11 protein-coding genes are annotated in these 20,525 nt (G+C 56.1%); 6 read left to right on the top strand and 5 right to left on the bottom strand.

The window, feature by feature from the left end:
• Positions 1-18 precede the first annotated feature (18 nt).
• A complete protein-coding gene (locus OEU85_RS02470; protein ID WP_262689850.1) occupies positions 19-3,933 on the bottom strand; it encodes a glycosyltransferase in 3,915 nt (1,304 codons plus the stop codon).
• A 149-nt stretch (positions 3,934-4,082) separates the two neighbouring features.
• Positions 4,083-7,403 (bottom strand): glycosyltransferase, encoded by a 3,321-nt coding sequence (locus OEU85_RS02465; RefSeq protein ID WP_262689849.1) that lies wholly within the window; start codon positions 7,401-7,403, stop codon positions 4,083-4,085.
• Positions 7,404-7,603: 200 nt separating this feature from the next.
• Here OEU85_RS02465 and OEU85_RS02460 point away from each other — a divergent pair, with 200 nt between their 5' ends.
• Both OEU85_RS02460 and OEU85_RS02455 read left to right on the top strand, forming a co-directional pair.
• Positions 7,604-8,614, top strand: coding sequence for a hypothetical protein (locus tag OEU85_RS02460; RefSeq protein ID WP_262689848.1), 1,011 nt, complete (start codon positions 7,604-7,606; stop codon positions 8,612-8,614).
• A gap of 16 nt (positions 8,615-8,630) precedes the next feature.
• Positions 8,631-11,561, top strand: coding sequence for a glycosyltransferase (locus OEU85_RS02455; protein WP_262689847.1), 2,931 nt, complete (start codon positions 8,631-8,633; stop codon positions 11,559-11,561).
• Here the strand turns inward: OEU85_RS02455 and OEU85_RS02450 are convergent.
• The gene (locus tag OEU85_RS02450; protein WP_262689846.1) at positions 11,558-13,318 is read right to left on the bottom strand and encodes a glycosyltransferase family 2 protein; all 1,761 of its coding nucleotides are present in this window, start codon (positions 13,316-13,318) and stop codon (positions 11,558-11,560) included. The genes OEU85_RS02455 and OEU85_RS02450 overlap by 4 nt on opposite strands.
• The gene (locus OEU85_RS02445; RefSeq protein WP_262689845.1) at positions 13,315-14,301 is read right to left on the bottom strand and encodes a hypothetical protein; all 987 of its coding nucleotides are present in this window, start codon (positions 14,299-14,301) and stop codon (positions 13,315-13,317) included. Before OEU85_RS02445 ends, OEU85_RS02450 begins: the two co-directional genes overlap by 4 nt.
• Before the next feature lie 182 nt (positions 14,302-14,483).
• Here OEU85_RS02445 and rfbC point away from each other — a divergent pair, with 182 nt between their 5' ends.
• The 4 genes from rfbC to rfbA are packed head-to-tail and all read left to right on the top strand — an operon-like array spanning position 14,484 to position 17,919.
• Positions 14,484-15,053, top strand: coding sequence for a dTDP-4-dehydrorhamnose 3,5-epimerase (rfbC, locus tag OEU85_RS02440; protein ID WP_262689844.1), 570 nt, complete (start codon positions 14,484-14,486; stop codon positions 15,051-15,053).
• Positions 15,054-15,065: 12 nt separating this feature from the next.
• Positions 15,066-16,112, top strand: coding sequence for a dTDP-glucose 4,6-dehydratase (gene rfbB, locus OEU85_RS02435; protein ID WP_262689843.1), 1,047 nt, complete (start codon positions 15,066-15,068; stop codon positions 16,110-16,112).
• 10 nt (positions 16,113-16,122) lie between these two features.
• A complete protein-coding gene (gene rfbD / locus OEU85_RS02430; RefSeq protein ID WP_262689842.1) occupies positions 16,123-17,037 on the top strand; it encodes a dTDP-4-dehydrorhamnose reductase in 915 nt (304 codons plus the stop codon).
• 12 nt (positions 17,038-17,049) lie between these two features.
• Positions 17,050-17,919 carry a glucose-1-phosphate thymidylyltransferase RfbA gene (rfbA, locus tag OEU85_RS02425; protein WP_262689841.1) on the top strand — a complete coding sequence of 290 codons (870 nt, stop codon included), beginning with the start codon at positions 17,050-17,052 and terminating at the stop codon, positions 17,917-17,919.
• Between the two features lie 191 nt (positions 17,920-18,110).
• Here rfbA and OEU85_RS02420 read toward each other — a convergent pair whose 3' ends face one another.
• Entirely contained in the window at positions 18,111-20,507 is a 2,397-nt protein-coding gene (locus OEU85_RS02420) for a calcium-binding protein (protein ID WP_262689455.1), read from the bottom strand.
• Between the last annotated feature and the right edge of the window lie 18 nt (positions 20,508-20,525).

The following is a 20,525-nucleotide window of genomic DNA, read 5'->3' as shown; positions in this document are numbered from 1 at the left end:
AAGTCTCCGATCCGCGCCCTAATCCAACAGGCCCATGTCTGTCAGATTGTCCATCCAGTCAGCCAAAAAACGGTCGTTGTTAAAGACGTTCATGGCGGTCATACGGGCGGCCTTCGAGATTTTCTCGCGTGGGCCGTCGTTCCTGCAGATGAATTTGATATATTCCATCAGTTCTTCTTCGCTGTCCCCATAGAAACCGTTCACCCCTTGCCTGATGAAGGCTGCTGCATCGTGGTTATTGAGCGTGACCGGGATAACACCGCACATCATGGCTTCGCTGCGCGAACGCGGCATCGGCGAGCGAAGTGTGGTGTTGAGGTAAAGCTTGTGGCGGCGGATATGGTCAACCCAGCGGCGGAACCGCAGTTGCTGGAAGCGTGCATCATGGGGGGCTGGCATACCCCCGACAAAATGCTTATGGCTTGACGAAGTGTAGCCGCCGCCAAGTGCTTCAAGAATGCGTTCAAGCATATGGACACCACGGTAATGCGGCCGATTCCAGTCAGACCCAACGCTCAGGATGTCCAGGTCATGGGTGCCAGGCGGGAATTCCTGCGGGTCCACACCATGCCAGATGACCCGGCTTTTCTTGAAGCCCCACTCAAGCGCCGCCTGGTGTGAATTGCAGATAACCATAACGTCCGACAGCAGATGGCGCAGGCGTTCCACCTCATGCTGATGAATCTCAAAATCCCTGATTTCTTCTGGGTTTTGGCCATATTGACCCTTGAACGGTGGTGTACCATGGCAGATGGCAACTTTCGGCAACGGTACATTTTCAAGGAACCATTTGAAGCTGTGGCCCCAGTCCGGCCCGATAATGCCGTTGCATAGGTCCGAACACAGGACGTTTTCATCAAAATGCATGATGCAAACGTCATAGTCTCGCGGGTCGAACTGCTCCACCGGCAGGAACTTCACATTCGGGCGCAGCGCGCGCTGATGATAAGCCCATTCATTGGTGAAGCCCGTGCCGGTACCCGTCAGCAAGGTGAAATCAAACGGCAGTTTATGAATTTCATATTGGTGCGGCACATGCCAGCGCAAGCTGACAACACGCAGCCGCTTTGACGGCCGACGCCAGCGTTTGATAAACGGCGCCAGAAGCTTACGGCTGGCATCAAAGCGCTGCCGCATTTTTTCAAGTTCTGGATGCTCGACATCCGAGCCCTTCGCCCAGTCGCCAATGCGCATCGCCGTGTCGGTGGACCAGCGCCGCGCGGCAAGAGCAATATCAGGGTGTTTCTTGAACAGCTTGTTGAAGTTGGTTGCGGACCCCACAATCTGCCGTTCGACCGGCACCGACGTACCATGGGACTGATGCAGGGAGAAGGCATCCGGCGTAAAGGCAATATTGGCGCCTGATTTATAAATGCGCGCGCCCAACTCCACATCTTCCCAACCGAAGCCGGAGTTTTTCCTGGCAGAATAGGAAAAGTCAGGATCAAACCCGCCAAACGTCTCGATCCACTCACGCCGGACCGACAGGTTGCGGGTGATTGTATTGACAAACCCTTCGTACAGCACGTCGTCCTGCATATTCATGCTGGCGAGAACCTTATCGCGTGAGCTTTCAAGCTCATGAAGCAAGTCCCACGCCGGGCGGCCGTGGGTTTCAAGGTTCAGCGGCCCCACAACGACGTTTGCCTGACCGTGTAAATGTTCTTTGAGGTGCGCGGTAACATAGTCGTCATTGATCAGGCAGTCACAGTCGATAACGCTGTAGATATCGCCCTCGACATATTTGATGCCGGTGTTACGTGAAAGGCAGTTGCCCGAGTTTTCGCTGTTTTGAATCACATGGACCGAGATATGTGCTCCGCGCGTTTCCTCGGTCTCTTTCACAGCCCGCAATGCGGTTTCATAAGACCCGTCCGGCGAGCAGTCATCCACCAGCACAACCGATAGCGGCCCCTGATATGTTTGCCGGTTAATTGCCTCCAGGAAGCCTTGCACCACCTCGGCTTTTTTATAAAGTACGGAGACAATCACCACATGGGGCAAAGCCGGCAGATCGAAGCAGGCCTCCTGCAGGCGAGTAACCGTATAGGGTGGGTCAATGGGCTTAGGTTCGGTCTCTGCCTGCCAGGGCCTTAACCGGTTGCACCACCAATCAGCGGCAACCACATGGGCCTCGTCGTCATCCTCTTCAGGGGGTGTGTTTTTTTCGTCTTCAGGCCCGGCGCCGGACGCTTCCAATTCGATCAGCACATCAATAAAATTGGTTATGTTCCTCGGCTTTTCATCCGTGAACGCTATACCGGCGGTGACAGTGCCCGAGCGGGTCAATGCGGTTACCAACTGGTCCGTCGACACGCCAAAAAACTTGCTGGCGGCGCCAAACCGGCCTGCGTCAAAAACTGCAACCTTGCATGTCGGCAATATCGCCAGAAAATCTTCGAAATGCTTCAGGGCCAGGGCGTCTATAATGATTGCGCCCTCAAAGTATTCACCAAGATACGAACGCGCCAGCGCGCTACGGCTTTTTCCCGGCGCACCGAACCACAACACTACATCGTCGGTTGCGTTGTCACGCAGCGCGGGAAGGTGTTGGGCATGCTGTAGTTCGAGTCCCTGGAAGCTTGGTGCGCGGCGAAAGTGAAACGCTGCATCAAAATTCGCACCAACGATATCTACGTCAGCCTGCTCATCTTCGAGCCATATTTTCAGGAAGTAGCGCGATGCCTCAATTTCAAAATGGTAGGCCATTAGGGGCACTGAAATTGTGCAGGGTTCGTCATCCTGGCGCAAAACCAGCCGCCCCGTCCGCGCAACACTGGCACCGTTTGCATCTTCGATCACATACCGCAGGACGGCTTGCTCACCATGCAAGGCGACGCTTCTGATCTCAAGCATCTCCGCCTTGCGCCGGTCGACCACAAACGGGATCGTAAGCGCGTTCTCCACACCGGCGAACAACGGATAGCGATAGCGGTCACCCGGCACTTGAGACGCGCCGATAGACCATTCCTCGCGCACCGCACCCTGACGGAAAACAATACCCATTTTGCCAGGCGTAACCCAATCCGAGCAGGCCGCCAGGGAGCGGCACCCAGCCGACCATGTGGTGAATTTTTTTTCCTGCGCAATGCGGATAAAGTTCCAGAACAGGCTCAGGCCCGGCGCCGTGCCATAATAGCTTGCGAACTGGTGCAACCGCCCCTTGGAATAATAATGCGACGCACGACGGCCAACATGTTCACCCTTTCGGATAAAGTGTAAGATGGCATCTTCACGCAACGCTTGCCTGGACCCACTTTTGGCGTTGTAAAACGCGACGTCAAAGAACTTGTGCTCAAGCGCATAAAAGATGAGATCGTGCGGGACCCCGGCGTTAAATACCTCAAGCGTCCGAATGCCCACTTTCTGTAAATATTCGACCCCGTCAAGCACGCTGACCTTGTCATCTGCGCTACGGTCCGCGTTAAGCAGGTCCAGAAATCTTGCGAAACGCTCGGACGGCAGCCGCCCTTCCCCGGCCCCATAGAGCACAAAATGCAATACAGGGTCGGCGCCGACCTCCCCCACATCACCGTATTTTTTGAGGTAGAACTTCGGGTTGAAAATATCAGAGCGCAGGACAAAGTCGCGCAACGCGCGCAGGTGCCCGAAATGTGCATCGCCCTGCAACGCCGGTATTTTCTCCAGCAGCTCCTCCACTTGGCCCTCGGCCATGGCATCATCATCACCCACATGCCGGGAAAGATATGCAAGAAGCGGTATTTCATCGTGCTGAAGGCGGCAGTCTTTCAGGATCAGCGCAATATCCGAAGACCGATAGTCAGGATGTGGGTCTCGCCCCTCAAACAACCCGTGCTCTACAAAATGGTCAACGGGGGCTATGCCCGCCTTTTCCACGTCAGGGTTGTTCTGCATGTAGAAATCCTGGGCCACACGCCCAGATTGCGCGAACCAGTCGCGAACAAGCTTCACCAAACCCTCTGAGTACTTCGCACCCATGCTTTTCAAAACACCTTTAACGAAAAAAAAACAAAAAAAACCTGTCTAAAATCCGGGGTTGTTGTATCAACTTTTCCCCTGCATTCAAACTATTTCATATCTGTTTTTTCAGGCGGCCCACATCATCGCTGCGGCCACTGTTTTGCGAATACTGCGTCAATTTTATCAACAACAAGACCGGCGCGTGCAGTCCATGATACATGATCAGGAATACAAGCCTTACGGACTTTTTCTTGCCCGAGGATGTCACGTAGCATGGCAACAAACTCATCAGCCGATTTTGCCAGCGAAATGCCATCCATCAGGTCCAGCTCGATATTCTCAACATCTGTGCTGACAACAGCTAAACCGTGACACAGGTAGTGATACAACTTAAGCGGATTCATGTTCCGCGTCATCTCGCTTTTCGTGTGGGGCATTATCGCCACTGAAAACCTGTCCAGATAAGCGCCAAGGTCGCCATAGGGCACCACCCCCGGGAAATGCACATTTGTCACACGGGCAAATACCTGGCGGGTTTGCTCTTGCAGCCCCCCACCAAGGAAAACAAATGACACGTCCGGTAACGCGTTTGCCACTGTCAACACCAGCGGCCAGTCGACCCGGTCCCGCAGGTTGCCCGCATAACCGGCGATCGGCCCGCCTATACCGTCAAGGCGCGGCGTATCGCTCCCGGCATTCCTCAGCAGTTGCGCCGTATCTGCGCCATTGGGGATAACATCTATGGCCTGTTTGGCGTAGCCAGAGAACGCTTCCGCCAAGGGCGTGCAGTTGCTTATGACAGCGTCCGCCAGGGCAAGTGTCTCCCGGTAGACCTGTTCCCAATCCTCGAGCGTGTTCGCCGGCACATCAAAAAGACGCTGGTCGTCAATCAGGTCAACCAATGTGTGCATAAATCCCAATTCACGGGCCAGCGCGGGGAACTGCGGCACCACCGGGCTGACCATCGCCAGGGTTCTTGCCGGATCAAGTTGCCATGCCGCCATCTCGCGCCGGATGAAAGCGACATAATCTTCGACCGGTGGCACATCCTGCGCCACAAAGCGCTTTCCAGGTGCGTCTGAATACAGGAACGTCCGGCACCGGACGCCACCACGGTCGTTCAGATGCAGAAGATTGTTGACCGTTGTGCGCTGAATGTGAAACGACTGCGCATCCACATCCTCCGCGACCAGCGACTGCCGGTGCAATTTATCGACATTCATAGGCAAATCGAAACGAAGAACCTTTCGAACGCGTCCTGTCTCCAACAGATAGTGCGGCAACATATCCGCGCGCCTGCCATAGAGGTGGCTGTCATTCTGCTTCCAGAAATAAACAATGTCGTACGGACCCGGGGTTTTGTGGGCTGCCTGAACTGACCGCCGGGGCAGCGCGTCTACCCCACCACCCTGTGTTTTTACGTAGGCCTCTTTCGCGAAATCCAGCAGTGTCGCCAGTTTCCCACCGAGCGGCGCGGCGCCGTGCGCAGCGGTATCCAACGCCGACCGGAGCCGGGCCCTGTTTACATCGAAGCCAAACTCGGCATCAAAAATTTCGCGCCGTCGTTTTTTGGCAACCGCCGCGTCCCCGGACGCGGCCATGAGCATATTGATAACCTCGGTGAAATTGTCTTCCCCGATTGCGGTCACGGCCCCTTGCGCGATCAGGTCGCGGACCGGGGCCACATCACTGACAACCACGGGCACTCCAAGCGCAAGCGCATCTGATATCTTTGCCGGTATCTGATAGCGAGAGATGGCATGCCCCGACGCCTGTAACAACGCCACACAATCTGCCGCGGCCAACGTGGCAGGCAGCTCCGCAAAAGTAACCGGTTCGTGCAGGCACACGCGAATGCCGGTAACAGCCTTCAGGTCCGCCAGTATTTTGGTGCTGACCTCCGGTGCCACGATGTGCAGTTCAATGCGCTGCGGCCCAGGGGCGGCAGCAAGCCTGCGCGCCAGTTCGACCACGCCTTTATGGCGCCGGACAGTCCCCAGAAAAAACACCGCAAATACATCAGGCGCAATGCCAAGCCGCTCCCTCGCTACGCGCGCAGCCGTAACCGAAGGGTCCGACAGTCGGCCATCACGCGCATGGCGGACCAGTTGCCCGCCGTATTTTTTCCTCAGCGCCGGGTTCGAGACTGTTATCGCATCAAATTCAGCCGTCAGGCTGTCACAAAGCCGGGTGGCAAGCTCTCCGTCAAGCTGATCAAAAGCCGCGGGCAGCATCTCCGCTGCGCCCTCGGATGATATGCTGTCTGGATCGTCAAAAAAGGAAAGCTCATAATCGTCGATATCCAGCACCACAGGGCAACCACTGGCCTGTTTAATCAACAGGCCAAGCAATACCCCCGGCAACCGCGGCTTACAGATATAAACCAGATCATATGTCTGGCTGGCAGCAAGGGCTACGGCCTGCGGGTAAAAGTCCGCGCTTGTCCGGCACGGAAAACTGCGGATATTCAGATCAAGCCCCGCAAGAGGCGGCCACAGGGCGCCGCCACAATGGGCCCACCGGGGGCCTACCAGCTCAACGTCCGCTGTGTCAGACAAAAGCTGATACAACACCAACGCCCGCCCCACCGGGTTGTGACAAAGGTCCCAGCACACGACTGCGATGCGCGGCTTTTTCCCCACCGGCATATCTGCACCAAAGTGGGTAACGACCGGCACTGTATGCCGCGCGTTTCCCGTGCCTTGCCCGGTAGCAGAGGCTATAACACCAGCCATCAGGGCAAGATTACGTCGCGCCCGGCTGCTCGTGTCAACTGCCCCCGCGGTAAGCTTCAAGCCCGCCAGCACGACACCGAGGTCTCTGTCATCGCCACTGCGGGCTTTTTCCTCAGGCGCGGCGCAGACAAGCTCCAGAAAGCCAGCCCCGACGTCGGCAGGGAGGGTCAGGGAGACACTCGTAACGCCCCCACGCGCGACTTCGGCTTCCTTGAGGCGTTCGCCGCAGGCGCGTATCTCTATTTTTTTTGTGGGCGTGTCAGCCGATTGCTCTGGCAGGTAAAAGTCAAACTGCACCTTGCCGACGCCATCATATTGCACAACGGCATGGTCGGAAAGCCAGTCATCATCATAGGCACCCACCACCCACCGCGCCCACACGCCGCCGGTGGCGTTATAGTGCATCATGCGGGTCTCATTGCCGTGCACCAATGTCAACTTCAAAGCATCGGCTGTGGAAGACACCGCTTCCACCTGCCCGGACGGCCGCACAAACGCCGGAGGATGCGCCCCGTCCCAAATACTCAGCGGGAAAAATTCGGCAAGGCACGCGCCCATGCCTGCCTGATTAACCACATACCATGCGCCCTCACACTCCAGATACCAGTGTGCCCCGTGTGGCACAAAAACCAGCGATGGACCGCCATAATCCGGTATCTCCTTAAAGGAGGTTCCCTGGCTGTCACAGTAGGCCGACAGGATAGGCTTGCTGATGCTCATATTCATGGACCGCTGTTTCTAACTCTTTGGTGTGCCCGATATTTTTCCATAAGAAGACACGGACGCGTTTGACCTGCAGGTTCAGTGGTTCTATCAATGAAACTCATCTAGAATATATATTGGCAATTGCGGAATTGCTCTTTCAAGAGTTATCACACTCGTCTACCAATCCGGTCCTGAACACTAGCGGGCAATAGGTTGCCAAGATGGTTATAGCAAAAAAACTATTTCTGCATATAGGTTTACACAAAACCGGCACCAGCGCCATTCAGCATGCATTGTTTCATGCGCGCGAAAAACTATTAGCACAGAACTATCTGTACCCTAAGTCGGTTGCGTGGGATGACCATTCACACCACCGCCTGTTGCTACCGTTCTGGCAGGGCGAGGATTATGGCGAGGCGTTTGATCTCCTGGCAGACGAGGTTGCGGCCGAGAAGTGCAGCAACCTGATTCTCAGCTCCGAGCTATTCCCCAACGCCTACCAGCAGGGTGCTCGTTTCCCCCCGCTCTGGGACCGGGTTTGTGCCCTTGCTGAAGAGATTGAGATTATCCTTTATGCCCGCCGTCAGGACAGGCTGGCTGCCTCGGTGTTCAAGCAGTGGAGCAAAAGTGATGATTTGAAACTGGCGATGAGTCCCTCTGACTTCATCGCGGATGAAGTGCGCATCAACATGGATATCGAGCATTATTGCCGCGGCTGGACCAATGCTCCCAAGGTGTCGGCCTTGCATCTACGCTCGTATGACGCAGAAAAAAAGAATCTCATCAAGAGCTTCCTTGCTATCCTTGGCCTACCGGCTGACACACTTTCAGGCCTTGACCGCGTTCGCGCCAATCCGACACTCGACGGGCAACAGCTCATATTCCGACATTACTTCAACGGGTTAGACCTTAACCAGGAAACAAGTGATGCCCTTCTGAGCTACATTCTGGGCAACCTGAGCTCAAAACCCGCACTGGATATTTTCACGCCGGAAGAACGACACTCGCTTCTGGAGCGCTACAAAGAGTCAAACGAGGCAGCTTTTGGCGGCTATGGCAACACCACGACGCCATTTGACAGCAGGATGGAAGAAAGCGGGCATGTGTTTCGCAAACCCACAACACCCGAAATTTTGGACTTTTTTGTAAATTTATCGCAATTTGACAAGCGCTTGGCCGCTCACTTGTTTGATAAGGTGATCGCCAAGGGTACTGGCGACAAGCCACGCTGAGGGGAAGTACAGTTTCATGTCAGAACAGCAACGATTGACCGACGCCGAACGGAGACGCGCGCTTAGCTATTTTGACCCGGCATGGTATGGCGCACGCTACGAGTATGACGGCCTCGACACCAGCGCACTGGAAGACGCATTTCTCAGCAAGGGCATCTGGGAAGGGCATGACCCCGGCCCGTACTTCAGCAGCACGGTGTATGAGGCGTGTGGCCGGGGCGGCGGCGCACCCGCAGACACGCCAGCTTTTGTGCACTATGTCCGCACGGGCTGCCTGGAACGCCGTTGGCCAAACCCGGTTTTTAACCCGCATGTTTATGCTTATTTCCTTGGCGGCGACGCACAAAACATTGCCGACCTGTTTCAACACTTCCTGTCGGAAGTCCGCCGCGGGCACACGCCCACCTTCAGTACAATCATACCGGCAAACTGGACCGAAGAACTGACGGACATTTTGGCCGCCACCGCCTACAGCCAGCTGTTCGACCCGGAAACGTCCCTGATGGGCCTTTTTCCCAAATGTATCTTCCGCCCGATATTTTACAAACGCATTGCCCATACACGCGAATGGGGCAATGAGCTGTATGACTATCTGTTGTCCGGCTGGCGCAAGGGTTATGACCCCCACCCGCTTTTTGATGGCGGGCATTATCTCGAAATGCTGGAAAAGTACGAAACGCTTGATCATTACAGTTTTGATCTCCAGACACCACTTGAGCATTTTGTCGAGAACTGGAGTGTCGGGCCTAATCCGTCGCCTTTTTTCGACTGCGGTTTTTTCAATAACGAGGCGAACCTTCAGGAAACCGCATATCGCAATCCGCTGGAGGCCTTTTGCGCGCTGGACCCGCGCTACAGATTCATCGCGCCACATGCAAAACTCAATTTCGGGGCGCTTGGCCATGCCATGCAGGATAGCGTCGCAGGGGATGGGCGGCCCTTTGAGGCCCGCAATCTGATCTCTCTGATTTCCAGCCTGCGCCTGGAAACATTGGAGCGAGTACCATCAGCCGATGCTGCGCCTGTCGACGCGCCGCTTCTTAGCGTGCTGGTCCTTAACTATAACAACCTTGAGCACACGATCCTGTCGGTTTTTGCAGCAGTGCGAAACAGCGACGACATTGCCTGCGAGTTTCTGGTGCTGGATAACGGCAGCGGCAACTGGGATGTCCACCAGCTTGAGCGATATATTGGCAGACTGCCGAACGTTCGCATTATTTCGTCAGACCGCAACACCTATTTTGGTGAAGGTAACAACCTGCTGATCGATGCTGCTCGTGGTAAATACCTGCTGTTCCTCAATAATGATGCCTACCTTGGCAAGGGCAGCGCCAGCACGATGCTTAAGGTACTGGAACGCACCCCCGATTGTGGCATGGTAGGCGCTACCCTGTTGTTCCCCGATGGCACCATTCAGGAAGAGGGCGGCACGGTGCCAGACTGCGGCAACTCCGTCCAGCGGTCAAAACACCTGCCGTTTGATGAGTTTATCACACGCCGCGCTCCTGACATGGATGCGACGACTGTGGATTATGTATCCGCAGCGGTCGCCATGGTGCCGGCTGCGCTCATTGAGGAAATTGGCGGGTTCGACCATATTTTTGAGCCGTTTTTCTTTGAAGACACGGACCTGTGCCGCCGTATCCGCGCACACGGAAAGTCGGTCTTGGTGTCACACGACGCTTTTGTTGTGCATATTGAAAACACCTCAACCGGCGAATTTCTGGCAGACGGCTTTATCAAGCAGATCAACACCAACCGTTTGCGTTATGCCGACCGCTGGCTAAGGCGCCCGGCAGGGATGGAGGTTCCCCGTACCGGCAGCCGGCTTTCGCGCTTTGCCGCGCCAAAAACCGACGGGAAGACCAAACCGACAGCCATCGTCTATACACCGTTCCCCTTGTCGGTTGGCGGTGGTGAACGTTATGTGCTGTCGGTTGCCTGTGCTCTATCCGCGACACATTCGGTGACCTTTGCAACCTCATGCCCCACCAGCCGCACCCGGCTTGCCTTTGTCATGGATGACCTTGGGCTGAAGGGAGATTTCACGCTCTCATCGCTTGACGATATTGACCTTCGCGCAGGCGCCGATCTCTTTATCTCCATGGGGAATGAGCTCGCCCCGTCGGTGAAAGCCCAGGGCAAGCGCAACATATTCCATTGCCAGTTCCCGTTTCCCCTGCACCGTGTCGCCGGGCGCAATATTGCGTTTCTCGACGGCTATGACGAGATTGTCGTCAACTCTCAGTTCACCAGGGACTGCACGGTAAAACAATTGCAGATGTATGGGCGAGGCCATATGCCGGTGAGGGTGATACACCCGCCGGTGCCACTGAATTCCGATGCCGCCGTCGCGGCCTATCACACCGATGGTTTTGGCGTGGCCACCGTCGGCCGTTATATCACCGAAGAGCACATGAAACGGCAGGACATTGTGTTGCGCGCGCTTCAGCAACTGAAAGGTCACGGCATAAAACACCGCAGTGTTATTGCCGGCAGCCTGTCCACAAAAACTGAAGACAACGCTTTTTTTGATAGCCTGAAGGCAGCAGCGCCGCGCCACATCAGTGTCGAGGCCAATGTCTCACGCGCCCGGATAGCTGACCTGTTATCCCACGCCACCATTTATATGCACGCCACAGGGTTTGGCATCAACCCGGTCATACAGCCGCAATATATGGAGCATTTTGGCATCACAATCGTGGAGGCCATGTCCTATGGCTGTGTCCCCCTTGTCTTCGATGGCGGCGGCGCGGCCGAAATCGTACGTGACAGCAAAGTCGGCTACACATTCACGACGGTAGAAGATGCGGTAAGGACGCTGGTGCAGCATCACGGCATGCAGGAAGAGGCACGACAGGAGATGGCGCTCAGGGCATTTGAAGCAGCGAAGCGCTACGGCGAAGATATCTTTGTGAGCGCCTGGCAGGAACTGGCCCGTACCTAAAGCACAAAATCCTCGCGCGCGGTTGAAAGGTTGATGTTGAAGTAACGGTCCACTTCAACATCGGTGCCCCATTTGGCTTTCAGCGCAGTTGCTTCCCGCAGGTAACGCGCCCGTTTTTCGCCCTTAATGTCCTTCCCCCGGGATTTGCTTTCGTAGTGAAACAGCACCGCATGGGGGTGGTAGATATTATCATACCCCGCCGCCTGCAGCTTAAGGCAAAAATCCACGTCATTGAACGCCACCTTGAACGCCTCTTCATCCAACCCGCCCACTTCAAGGAACTTGTCTTTTGCCACGATCAGACAGGCCGCAGTGACCGCACTGACATACTGGCTAAGGTGGGCACGGAAAAAATAGCCTGGCTTGTTTGCCTTGAGCATGCGGTGGCCGTGCCCGGCAAGGCCGCCCATCCCGGTATAAACACCCGCATGCTGGATGCGCTGGTCACCATACAACAGCTTGGCACCAACCGCACCAATGTGTGCGCGCATCGCCTGCGCCAGCAATTCGTCAAGCCAACCCGGGGTAATGACCTCCGTGTCGTTGTTGATGAGGCCGATAAAGTCACCACGGGCTTGGCTCACGGCAAAATTATTAATCGCGGAATAATTGAAGGCACCGGGGTAATCGAGCACCCGAACCTTTTTGTGGCTGGCAATATTCGAAAGATATTGCAGCATCGCCGGTTTACGACTGTCGTTATTGACGATCAATATCTCGAAATTCCGGTATTCGGTTTTTCGCAATATGCTGCTGACACAGTTTTTGGTCAGCCGCCGCATATCTCGGGTCGGGATGATCAACGACACAAATGGTCCGTCGTTTGCCACGCGGCGGCGTCCGCGGATATGGCCAAAGGCGTCAACGGAAAAATCTGCGTCCTGTCTTGCAAGCGGGCCGTGCCTGCGCAGCATTTCCTCATGATTCACGCCGTGAGAGGCGAGCCGCACAGCGTTGGGTCCAATAAATTTTCGTACATACCGGTGATAAAGCACCGCCGGGATGTGGCGTACGTCGTCGCGAGAAAACCCTTCGCCAAGCGACAATAGCGCCCCGTAGCGCGCTTTCCAGCTGGCTGTCGGCTCGCCGTGCTTCCTGGCCAGATCGGCTCTGAGAGCACTCAGCCCTCCGATATAGTCGCAAGCCAGCAACAGTTCATAGTTCCACCCCGGCTTAAAATGCGAGTGGCGACGCACATGCCTGATATTGAGTTGATCTTCGTCGCAATACACCAGTGCAGGGCTGTCCTCAACCGCGCGCGCAAACATGTAAAGCGCCTGTTCCGACAGTTCGTCACCCGGCTTGAGCCAGCATATATAGTCCGCGTCATTCAGTTCAGGCATGGCCTGCACCCCGCACACTATCTGCACACGCTTGTCGGCCACCTGCAGGGTAAAATCCTCTCCCACAGGTAGCAAACAGAGAGTCCAGTGCTCATAAAACTGTTCACGCAGTGATTTGATCGTCCGGCGCAGGAAAATATCCCCGGTGCCGTGTGGCACTTCGCACAACAACACAAAACGCACGCCCTCGGCCTTGTCCGCCTTCACAGCTTCGATGATTTTTTTGCGCTCGGCTTCACTTAGCCGGGCATTTTTCTGCAGCCACTTCTCGTAGCGGTATCGTTCATCTTCAATAAGGACCGAAAACCGGTTGCGGGCGCGCAGCCGTTTGCCGCACACCAGCCAAAAAAACGCCACAAGGCTTCTGACCGGGTGCAGCAAGGCCGCACGTATCCAGAGATATAGAAGCCTCACTTGCTGTCCTTTATGAATACCGACTGCCAGAAAGCCCGTTGCCCGGGCAGGTCATTCAAGTCTTTAAAATGCATTTTAGCGCCGTTATAAACTGAGCCCAGAACGTCAGGTGCCGCCAGCACGTCAAGCAAACGCTTTATCCATGCCTCCTGCCCCTCCTCTGAGAGAAAGGCGGTTTGACCATCCACCAGCCCATGCGTGCTGCCCCAGGCTGCGCTGTACATAGCCGGGCAACCTGCAAGAGTATACTCCAAAATCTTGTTCTTCGAACGGGCAGCATTAAAGGGCGTAGAAGGCAGCGGATAAAGCCCGAGATCGAAGCGAAACCCCGGCAAAGCCCGCTTGTAGCTGTTCCATGTTTTTGCCCGCTGCCGGTGAACCCGCGGATGCCCGTCCATACCACCAAGCTGTGGCATATTGCTGAAATAGTGAAAATGCGCATGCGCAGCCTGCTCAAGCACCTGCTTCAGCACCGGTGCCAGAAAGCCAAACCCGGCAGCGTGACTGCCGGTGCCCAAATGGACCATATCCACGTGCTGCGCGGGCCGGGTAGGCAAATGGCTGGCTTCCCTTGGCTGCCCGTGCCATACTGGGTCCAGTATGCGGTACCTCTTTCCCGCTGGCAGGCTTGCGGCAATGTCCTGTGCGCTCGTCACGACAAGCGTCGCGCGCTCAAGCATTTCTGCGTAGGTACCCGTTTTCAGCGCCCGCAGGCGCTCCCGGTACCCATCAGGCAGGCTTTGATCCTCAAGCGCCTCCAGGTTGTCGTCAATCAGATAGATGATTTCGGCATCCGGTTTTGCCAGTACCTGCCGGATCACCTTTTCCCGATCCCGCCGCACGACGAGATAGCGGTTACCCACGCGAAATACATTGGCGCCGAGGCGTGTGACCGGCGCACGACGCCATGGGCGCGCCACAAGGTCGCCGCAGCTGTTGAGGAAATAAAGGTCAGTTGTCGGTATCGGCGCGTAGGTTAACACGAACAACCACCTCTTTTCCCGCGCCTGTTCAGCTTGTGCAATATCACCCAGCGTTTCCCAAGACTTATAGGCCATGAAAGGTAGCGGCCATATTTTGTACAAATCTAGCGTTCAACCTTTGTAAACCGGTTATTCTTCGTTATACAAGGCGGGCAATTCATTTAGAAACAGATGGTAGTTTCATGCTTGTTGAAGACACCAAAATTCCGGACGTCAAAATTCTGACGCCCAAGCGGTTCGGGGACGACCGTGGCTTCTTTTCCGAAACGTTCAATCAGAAGCTTTTTGACGACGCCGTGCCCGGCCAGGCGTTTGTGCAGGACAACCACTCGCTGTCGCGCGATGTTGGGGTGTTGCGCGGCCTGCATTTCCAGAAACCGCCGTTTGCCCAGGGCAAGCTGGTGCGGGTGATCTCCGGCGCGGTCCTTGATGTTGTGGTCGACATCCGCCAAGGCTCGCCCACTTTTGGCGAGCATGTCGCGGTGGAACTGAGCGCCGAGAATTGGCGTCAGCTCTGGGTGCCTGCGGGATTCGCGCATGCGTTCTGCACGCTTGAACCCGACACAGCCTTTTTCTACAAGGTGACAAATTTTTATGCACCGGACCATGACGCAGGCATCGCCTTTGATGATCCGGATATTGGCATCGACTGGCCGGTAAACCGCGATACGGTCACTCTTTCCGGCAAGGACAAGCTTTTGCCACGCCTGAAGGATATTGATAGCCCGTTCATCTACGGCGAAAACGCTTAAGGACTTATAGGAATGAAGATTATTGTTACAGGCGGCGCCGGGTTTATTGGGTCTGCTGTATGTCGCCACCTTGTAAACGACCTTGGTCATACGGTCATCAACCTCGACAAGCTCACCTACGCGGGCAACCTCGCCAGCTTGCGGGAGATTGAACACAGCCAGCTCTATCACTTTGAGCAGGCTGACATCTGTGATCGCTGCGCCATGGACGCCATCTTCAAAAAGCACCAGCCTGACGGCGTGATGCACCTGGCCGCTGAAAGCCATGTGGACCGCTCCATCACCGGTGCGGCTGATTTTATCCAGACCAATATAGTCGGCACTTTTGTGCTGCTTGAAGCCGCGCGGGATTATTGGAACAAGCTGGATGAGGATGCCAGGGAAACCTTCCGCTTCCTGCATGTCTCCACGGATGAAGTATATGGCTCGCTGGGGGCGGACGGCCTTTTTGAAGAGACCACACCCTATGACCCAAGTTCGCCTTACTCCGCATCCAAGGCGTCGGCAGATCATCTGGCAAACGCATGGTTCGAGACCTATGGCCTGCCTGTGGTTATCTCCAACTGTTCCAACAACTACGGCCCCTACCATTTCCCCGAAAAGCTTATCCCGCTTGTCACGCTCAATGCTCTCGACGGCAAGGAACTGCCGGTATACGGCGACGGCTCCAACGTGCGGGACTGGCTCTATGTCGAAGATCATGCCAGGGCGCTGTACACCATCATGAGCAAGGGCCGCTTGGGCGAAAAATATAACGTCGGCGGACGGAATGAACGCACCAACCTGCATGTGGTGGAAACCATCTGCGACATTCTCGACGAATTGCGGCCAGCGAACCACCCGCGCCGCGAGTTGATCAAGTTTGTCACCGACCGCCCAGGCCATGATGCGCGCTATGCCATCGACGCCACCAAACTGGAGGATGAGCTTGGCTGGCGCGCCGCAGAAAATTTCGAGACCGGCATCAAAAAGACCATCCAGTGGTATCTGGATAATGAATGGTGGTGGGGCCCGCTGCGTGATGTAGCCGGGGAACGTCGCGGACTTCTTAAAAAATAACAGGGTAAACATGACACGTATCTTCGTTGCAGGAAAATCAGGCCAGGTAGCTCTATCGCTTCAGGAAGCCGCAGCCAAACGCGGTATCACCCTCGCCTGTTTCGGACGCCCGGAACTGGACCTTGGCGCTGATGAGGTCAATGAAGCGCTGATCCGTGACTTCCAGCCCGACGCCATCATCAATGCCGCGGCCTACACCGCTGTTGACAAGGCAGAGGAAGAAGAGGCCCAGGCGACTGCCATCAATGCAGACGGTGCCAGGGCCCTCGCCGTGGTTGCAAAGAAACTCGGTGTCCCTTACCTGCACATCTCCACCGACTATGTTTTTGACGGCGACAAGGACGGTGCCTACACCGAGAACGACCCGGTAAACCCGCAGGGTGCTTATGGTCGCTCCAAACTCGCGGGCGAAAAGGCGGTAACGGCAGCCAACCCGGATGCAATGATCTTCCGCACAGCCTGGGTCTACAGCCCCTTTGGCAAAAACTTTGTCAAAACCATGCTGATGCTGGCAGCAACGCGCGACACACTCGGCGTGGTTGCCGACCAGATTGGCAACCCGACCTATGCGCCCGACATTGCCGATGCACTGCTGGACGTCGTCGACTATCTGCGCCTGCACAAATGGCAGCCATCATGGGCGGGTGTGTACCATCTGGCGGGCACGGGTCACATAAGCTGGTACAGTTTTGCCACACAAACCTTCAGTGAAGGCGCGGAGCACGGGCACCCTGTGCCAAAGGTCAACAAGCTGACGACGGCCGAATATCCCACACCCGCCAAGCGTCCGGCCAACAGCCGGTTGGATGGGACAAAACTCAAAGAGACCTTCGGCGTCACGCTGCCCACATGGCAAAGCAGCCTGAATGCCTGCGTTAACCGCCTGTTTGGCGAGGGTACTTTTGGAAACAAGCAAAAAGCATAAGGGGTCATTACCATGAAAGGTATCATTCTCGCGGGCGGCATGGGGACACGCCTTTATCCGATCACCCGCTCGCTCAGTAAACAATTGCTGCCGATCTACGACAAGCCACTTGTCTATTATCCGCTAACCACTTTGATGCTGGCTGACATCAGGGAAATTTTGATCATCTCCACGCCGCATCACCTGCCGCTCTATCAAGACCTTTTGGGGGATGGCAGTCAGTGGGGGCTCGACCTCAAATACGTCGCACAGCCCGAGCCCAAGGGACTGGCTCAGGCCTTTCTGCTCGACCCAGATTTTGTCGGCAATTCTCCTTGTGCACTCGCACTGGGTGATAATGTCTTTTATGCCGCCGGCTTCAGTGAACACCTGCAGCGCGCAGGCAAGGTAACTGATGGGGCCTATGTATTTGCCTATCCGGTGGGTGACCCGACGGCATTTGGCGTCGTTGAGACAGATGCAAACGGCAAGGCGTTGTCTATTGAGGAAAAACCCAAACACCCCAAAAGCAATCTCGCTGTCACCGGGCTTTATTTCTACGACAACCAGGTCGTTGATATTGCGCGTAATGTGAAACCCAGCGCGCGCGGTGAACTTGAAATTACCAGTGTGAACGATGCGTACCTGCAATCAGGCAAGCTCAACGTCATCAAGCTTGCGCGCGGTACGGCGTGGCTGGATACCGGAACAGTGGATGCCATGCTGGCTGCCAGCAACTTCGTGCAAACGATCGAAGAGCGCCAGGGTCTGAAGATCGCCTGCCCGGAAGAGGTAGCGTGGCGTAAAGACTTCATCTCCGATGATGCGCTCGGTGCGCTCGCGAAGTCATATAAAAACAGTTACGGTAAATATCTGGCCCGCTTGCTGAAGGACCAGTATTAGCCTGCCGTTTCAGCCAAAACAAAAGCCCCACTGAGTCATGCGGGGCTTTTTTATGCTTTTCGCCTATGCTTCCTGCCAGATATCAGCCCAATTGCGTCAAGATAGATAAAAGCGAGGTTAAAGCCTCAGGCAACAAAAAGGGGGAGCCGGTTGGCTCCCCCAGTTTTCTTGGTGCTTATTACCGAGATGGCTTATGCGATATCGATCGCCACCACGATCTCAGCGGAGGTAACGCCTGCCACGAAGATCGATTCGTCATCACTGGTGGTCAGCAACACACCACTTGTACCGTTGAGCGACGTATCGATCATCTCGAGGTCGTCCAGTTCGGTAATCGAGGTGATCGCCGTCAGGTCAAGCGTATCCTCATCAACGTTGAAGCCGTTGATGACGTCGTTGCCATGGCCCGCGCTGAAGATGAACGTATCTGCACCGGCTCCGCCATCAAGCGTGTCGCTGCCAGCATCGCTGGTGAACTCGTCGTCACCGGCACCGCCATACATCACATCGTTACCTGCGCCACCCGTGAGCGTATCGTCACCGGCATCGCCGTTCAGTGTGTCGTTACCAGCATCGCCAGACAGGTCATCGTTGCCGTCACCACCGGAAACAACGTCATTGTTGGCACCACCGGCCACAACGTCGTCACCAGCACCGCCGTCAAGCGTATCGTTGCCTGCGTCACCCATCACGCTGTCAACACCAGCGCCGCCGTTGATCACGTCCGCGCCTTCGTTGCCGTTCAGCGTGTCATTGCCTGCACCGCCCCAGATGGTGTCGTCACCAAGCTGACCGGTAACCACGTCGGCACCTGCACCAGCCCAGATAAGATCATCACCGGCCGCGCCATAAGCAAAGTCGTTGCCGTCGCCACCCCAGAGAGTGTCGTCACCAGCGTTGCCCGAAAGCGTGTCGATGCCGGCACCGCCGAAGATCAGGTCGTCGCCGTCGCCGCCACGGAGAGCATCCGTGCCGCTGTCGCCGCCGCCATAGATCGTGTCGTCGCCGTCGCCGCCGTCAACGTCGTCGTTGCCGTTGCCAGCACCGATAACATCATCGCCGTAGCCGCCCGTAACAGTGTCATCACCGTTACCAGCCCAGACAGTCGAATCACCATCGGTGTTCGCGCCCGTGCCGGAAGCAATGCTGTCATCGCCCGTGCCGCCGTAGATCAGGTTCGAACCGTTACCACCGGTGATCGTGTCGTCACCAGCACCGCCACCAATGGTGTCGTCGCCGTTGCCGCCTGCAACAACATCGTTGCCTGCGCCAGCCCAGATAACGTCATCACCTGCGTCACCGCTAAGCGAATCAGCACCGTTGCCGCCGTTGAGCGTGTCGTCACCAAGACCACCGTCCATGGTGTCGTCGCCGTTGTTGCCAACAAAGCGATCGTCGCCGTTGCCGCCGTCAAAGTCTTCGCTGTCTGCGTCGCCTGTGATCGTCGAACCGGTTTCAGCCGCATCGTAGTTATAGTCTTCAACAACCGTTGTCGTAACGTCCATCGAGATGGAAACGTCGTCGTTCGAAACGTCTGTCAGCGTGATCGTGAACTCATCATCAACGTTCGAGCTTTCGTTCGCAAACGCGGTCGAGGCTTTGAAGCTGATGCTGTCGATGTTGCCATCGCTGTCCGTGTCAAGCGCGGTGATCGTGCCGTTGTCAACAGCAACCGTGTCGCCGTTTGAATCAACTGCCGTACCATTGATCGCCGTGATACCCCACTCGGTACCCGCGGTCGCCGTCGTGACAATCGCGTCCGCTGAGGCGTCCCAAACCAGAACGTCGTCATTGTAGTTCGAACCCGTCGCCGAAGCGCCAGCCACTGCAGAGAGGCTGTTCGAGATCGAGAAGTTAACGTCGTCGTTCGAGCCCATGTCGATCGTTACGTTGTCTGCCTGGAACACTTCAACGTTCGTCACCGTGTCAGCGTTGCCGTCGCCGTCAAGGTCAATCGTGACCGTGCCGCCCGATACCGTCAGGTCCGTCGTCTCGTCGATAGTACCGTCGATGACAAACGTATCGTCGCCAAGGCCGCCGTCTACAACGTCCTGGCCTGTGCCATCGTTGAAGACGTCATCGCCGTTGCCGCCGTCCATCGTCTCTGTGCCGGAAGCGCTGCTGGCATTGCCGCTCGAGAGCGTGTCATCGCCTTCACCGCCGATAAGGCTGTCGTCGCCGTTGCCGCCGGAAATGTCATCCGCGCCGTCACCGCCGTCAACTGTATCGTCGCCCGTGCCGCCCGTCAGAACGTCGTCGCCCGGACCACCATAAACTTCGTCGTTACCTGCGCCGCCGTCGACTGTATCGTCGCCGCCGTTGCCAGATACCTTATCATCGTTCGCACCGCCGGAAACATTGTCGTTACCGTCGCCACCAACGAGGCTGTCATCGCCTGCGCCGCCCGACAGTTCATCGTCGTTCGCGCCGCCTGTCAGCGTGTCGTTGCCTGCCTCGCCATAAAGCGAGTCATTACCTGTACCGCCAGAAAGCTGATCGTTGCCTTCAGCACCATACGTGACATCGTCATCCGCCGTGCCGAAAATCGAATCGTTACTTTCCGTACCGAAACGTGTGTAAATAGCCATAGTGTTCCTCCTAAAAGC

It is taken from the genome of Kordiimonas aestuarii (genome assembly GCF_025574465.1).
Lineage (GTDB): Bacteria > Pseudomonadota > Alphaproteobacteria > Sphingomonadales > Kordiimonadaceae > Kordiimonas > Kordiimonas aestuarii.
The sequence above is the reverse complement of the archived record's forward strand: the minus strand, read 5'-3'. Positions and strand labels throughout refer to the sequence as shown.

What these genes read in the sequence shown, in the direction of transcription:
- OEU85_RS02465 (WP_262689849.1), bottom strand. Translation starts at nt 7,403, where the DNA reads ATGAATATGAGCATCAGCAAGCCTATCCTGTCGGCCTACTGTGACAGC.
- OEU85_RS02460 (WP_262689848.1), top strand. Translation starts at nt 7,604, where the DNA reads ATGGTTATAGCAAAAAAACTATTTCTGCATATAGGTTTACACAAAACC.
- OEU85_RS02455 (WP_262689847.1), top strand. Translation starts at nt 8,631, where the DNA reads ATGTCAGAACAGCAACGATTGACCGACGCCGAACGGAGACGCGCGCTT.
- rfbC (WP_262689844.1), top strand. Translation starts at nt 14,484, where the DNA reads ATGCTTGTTGAAGACACCAAAATTCCGGACGTCAAAATTCTGACGCCC.
- rfbB (WP_262689843.1), top strand. Translation starts at nt 15,066, where the DNA reads ATGAAGATTATTGTTACAGGCGGCGCCGGGTTTATTGGGTCTGCTGTA.
- rfbD (WP_262689842.1), top strand. Translation starts at nt 16,123, where the DNA reads ATGACACGTATCTTCGTTGCAGGAAAATCAGGCCAGGTAGCTCTATCG.
- rfbA (WP_262689841.1), top strand. Translation starts at nt 17,050, where the DNA reads ATGAAAGGTATCATTCTCGCGGGCGGCATGGGGACACGCCTTTATCCG.
- OEU85_RS02420 (WP_262689455.1), bottom strand. Translation starts at nt 20,507, where the DNA reads ATGGCTATTTACACACGTTTCGGTACGGAAAGTAACGATTCGATTTTC.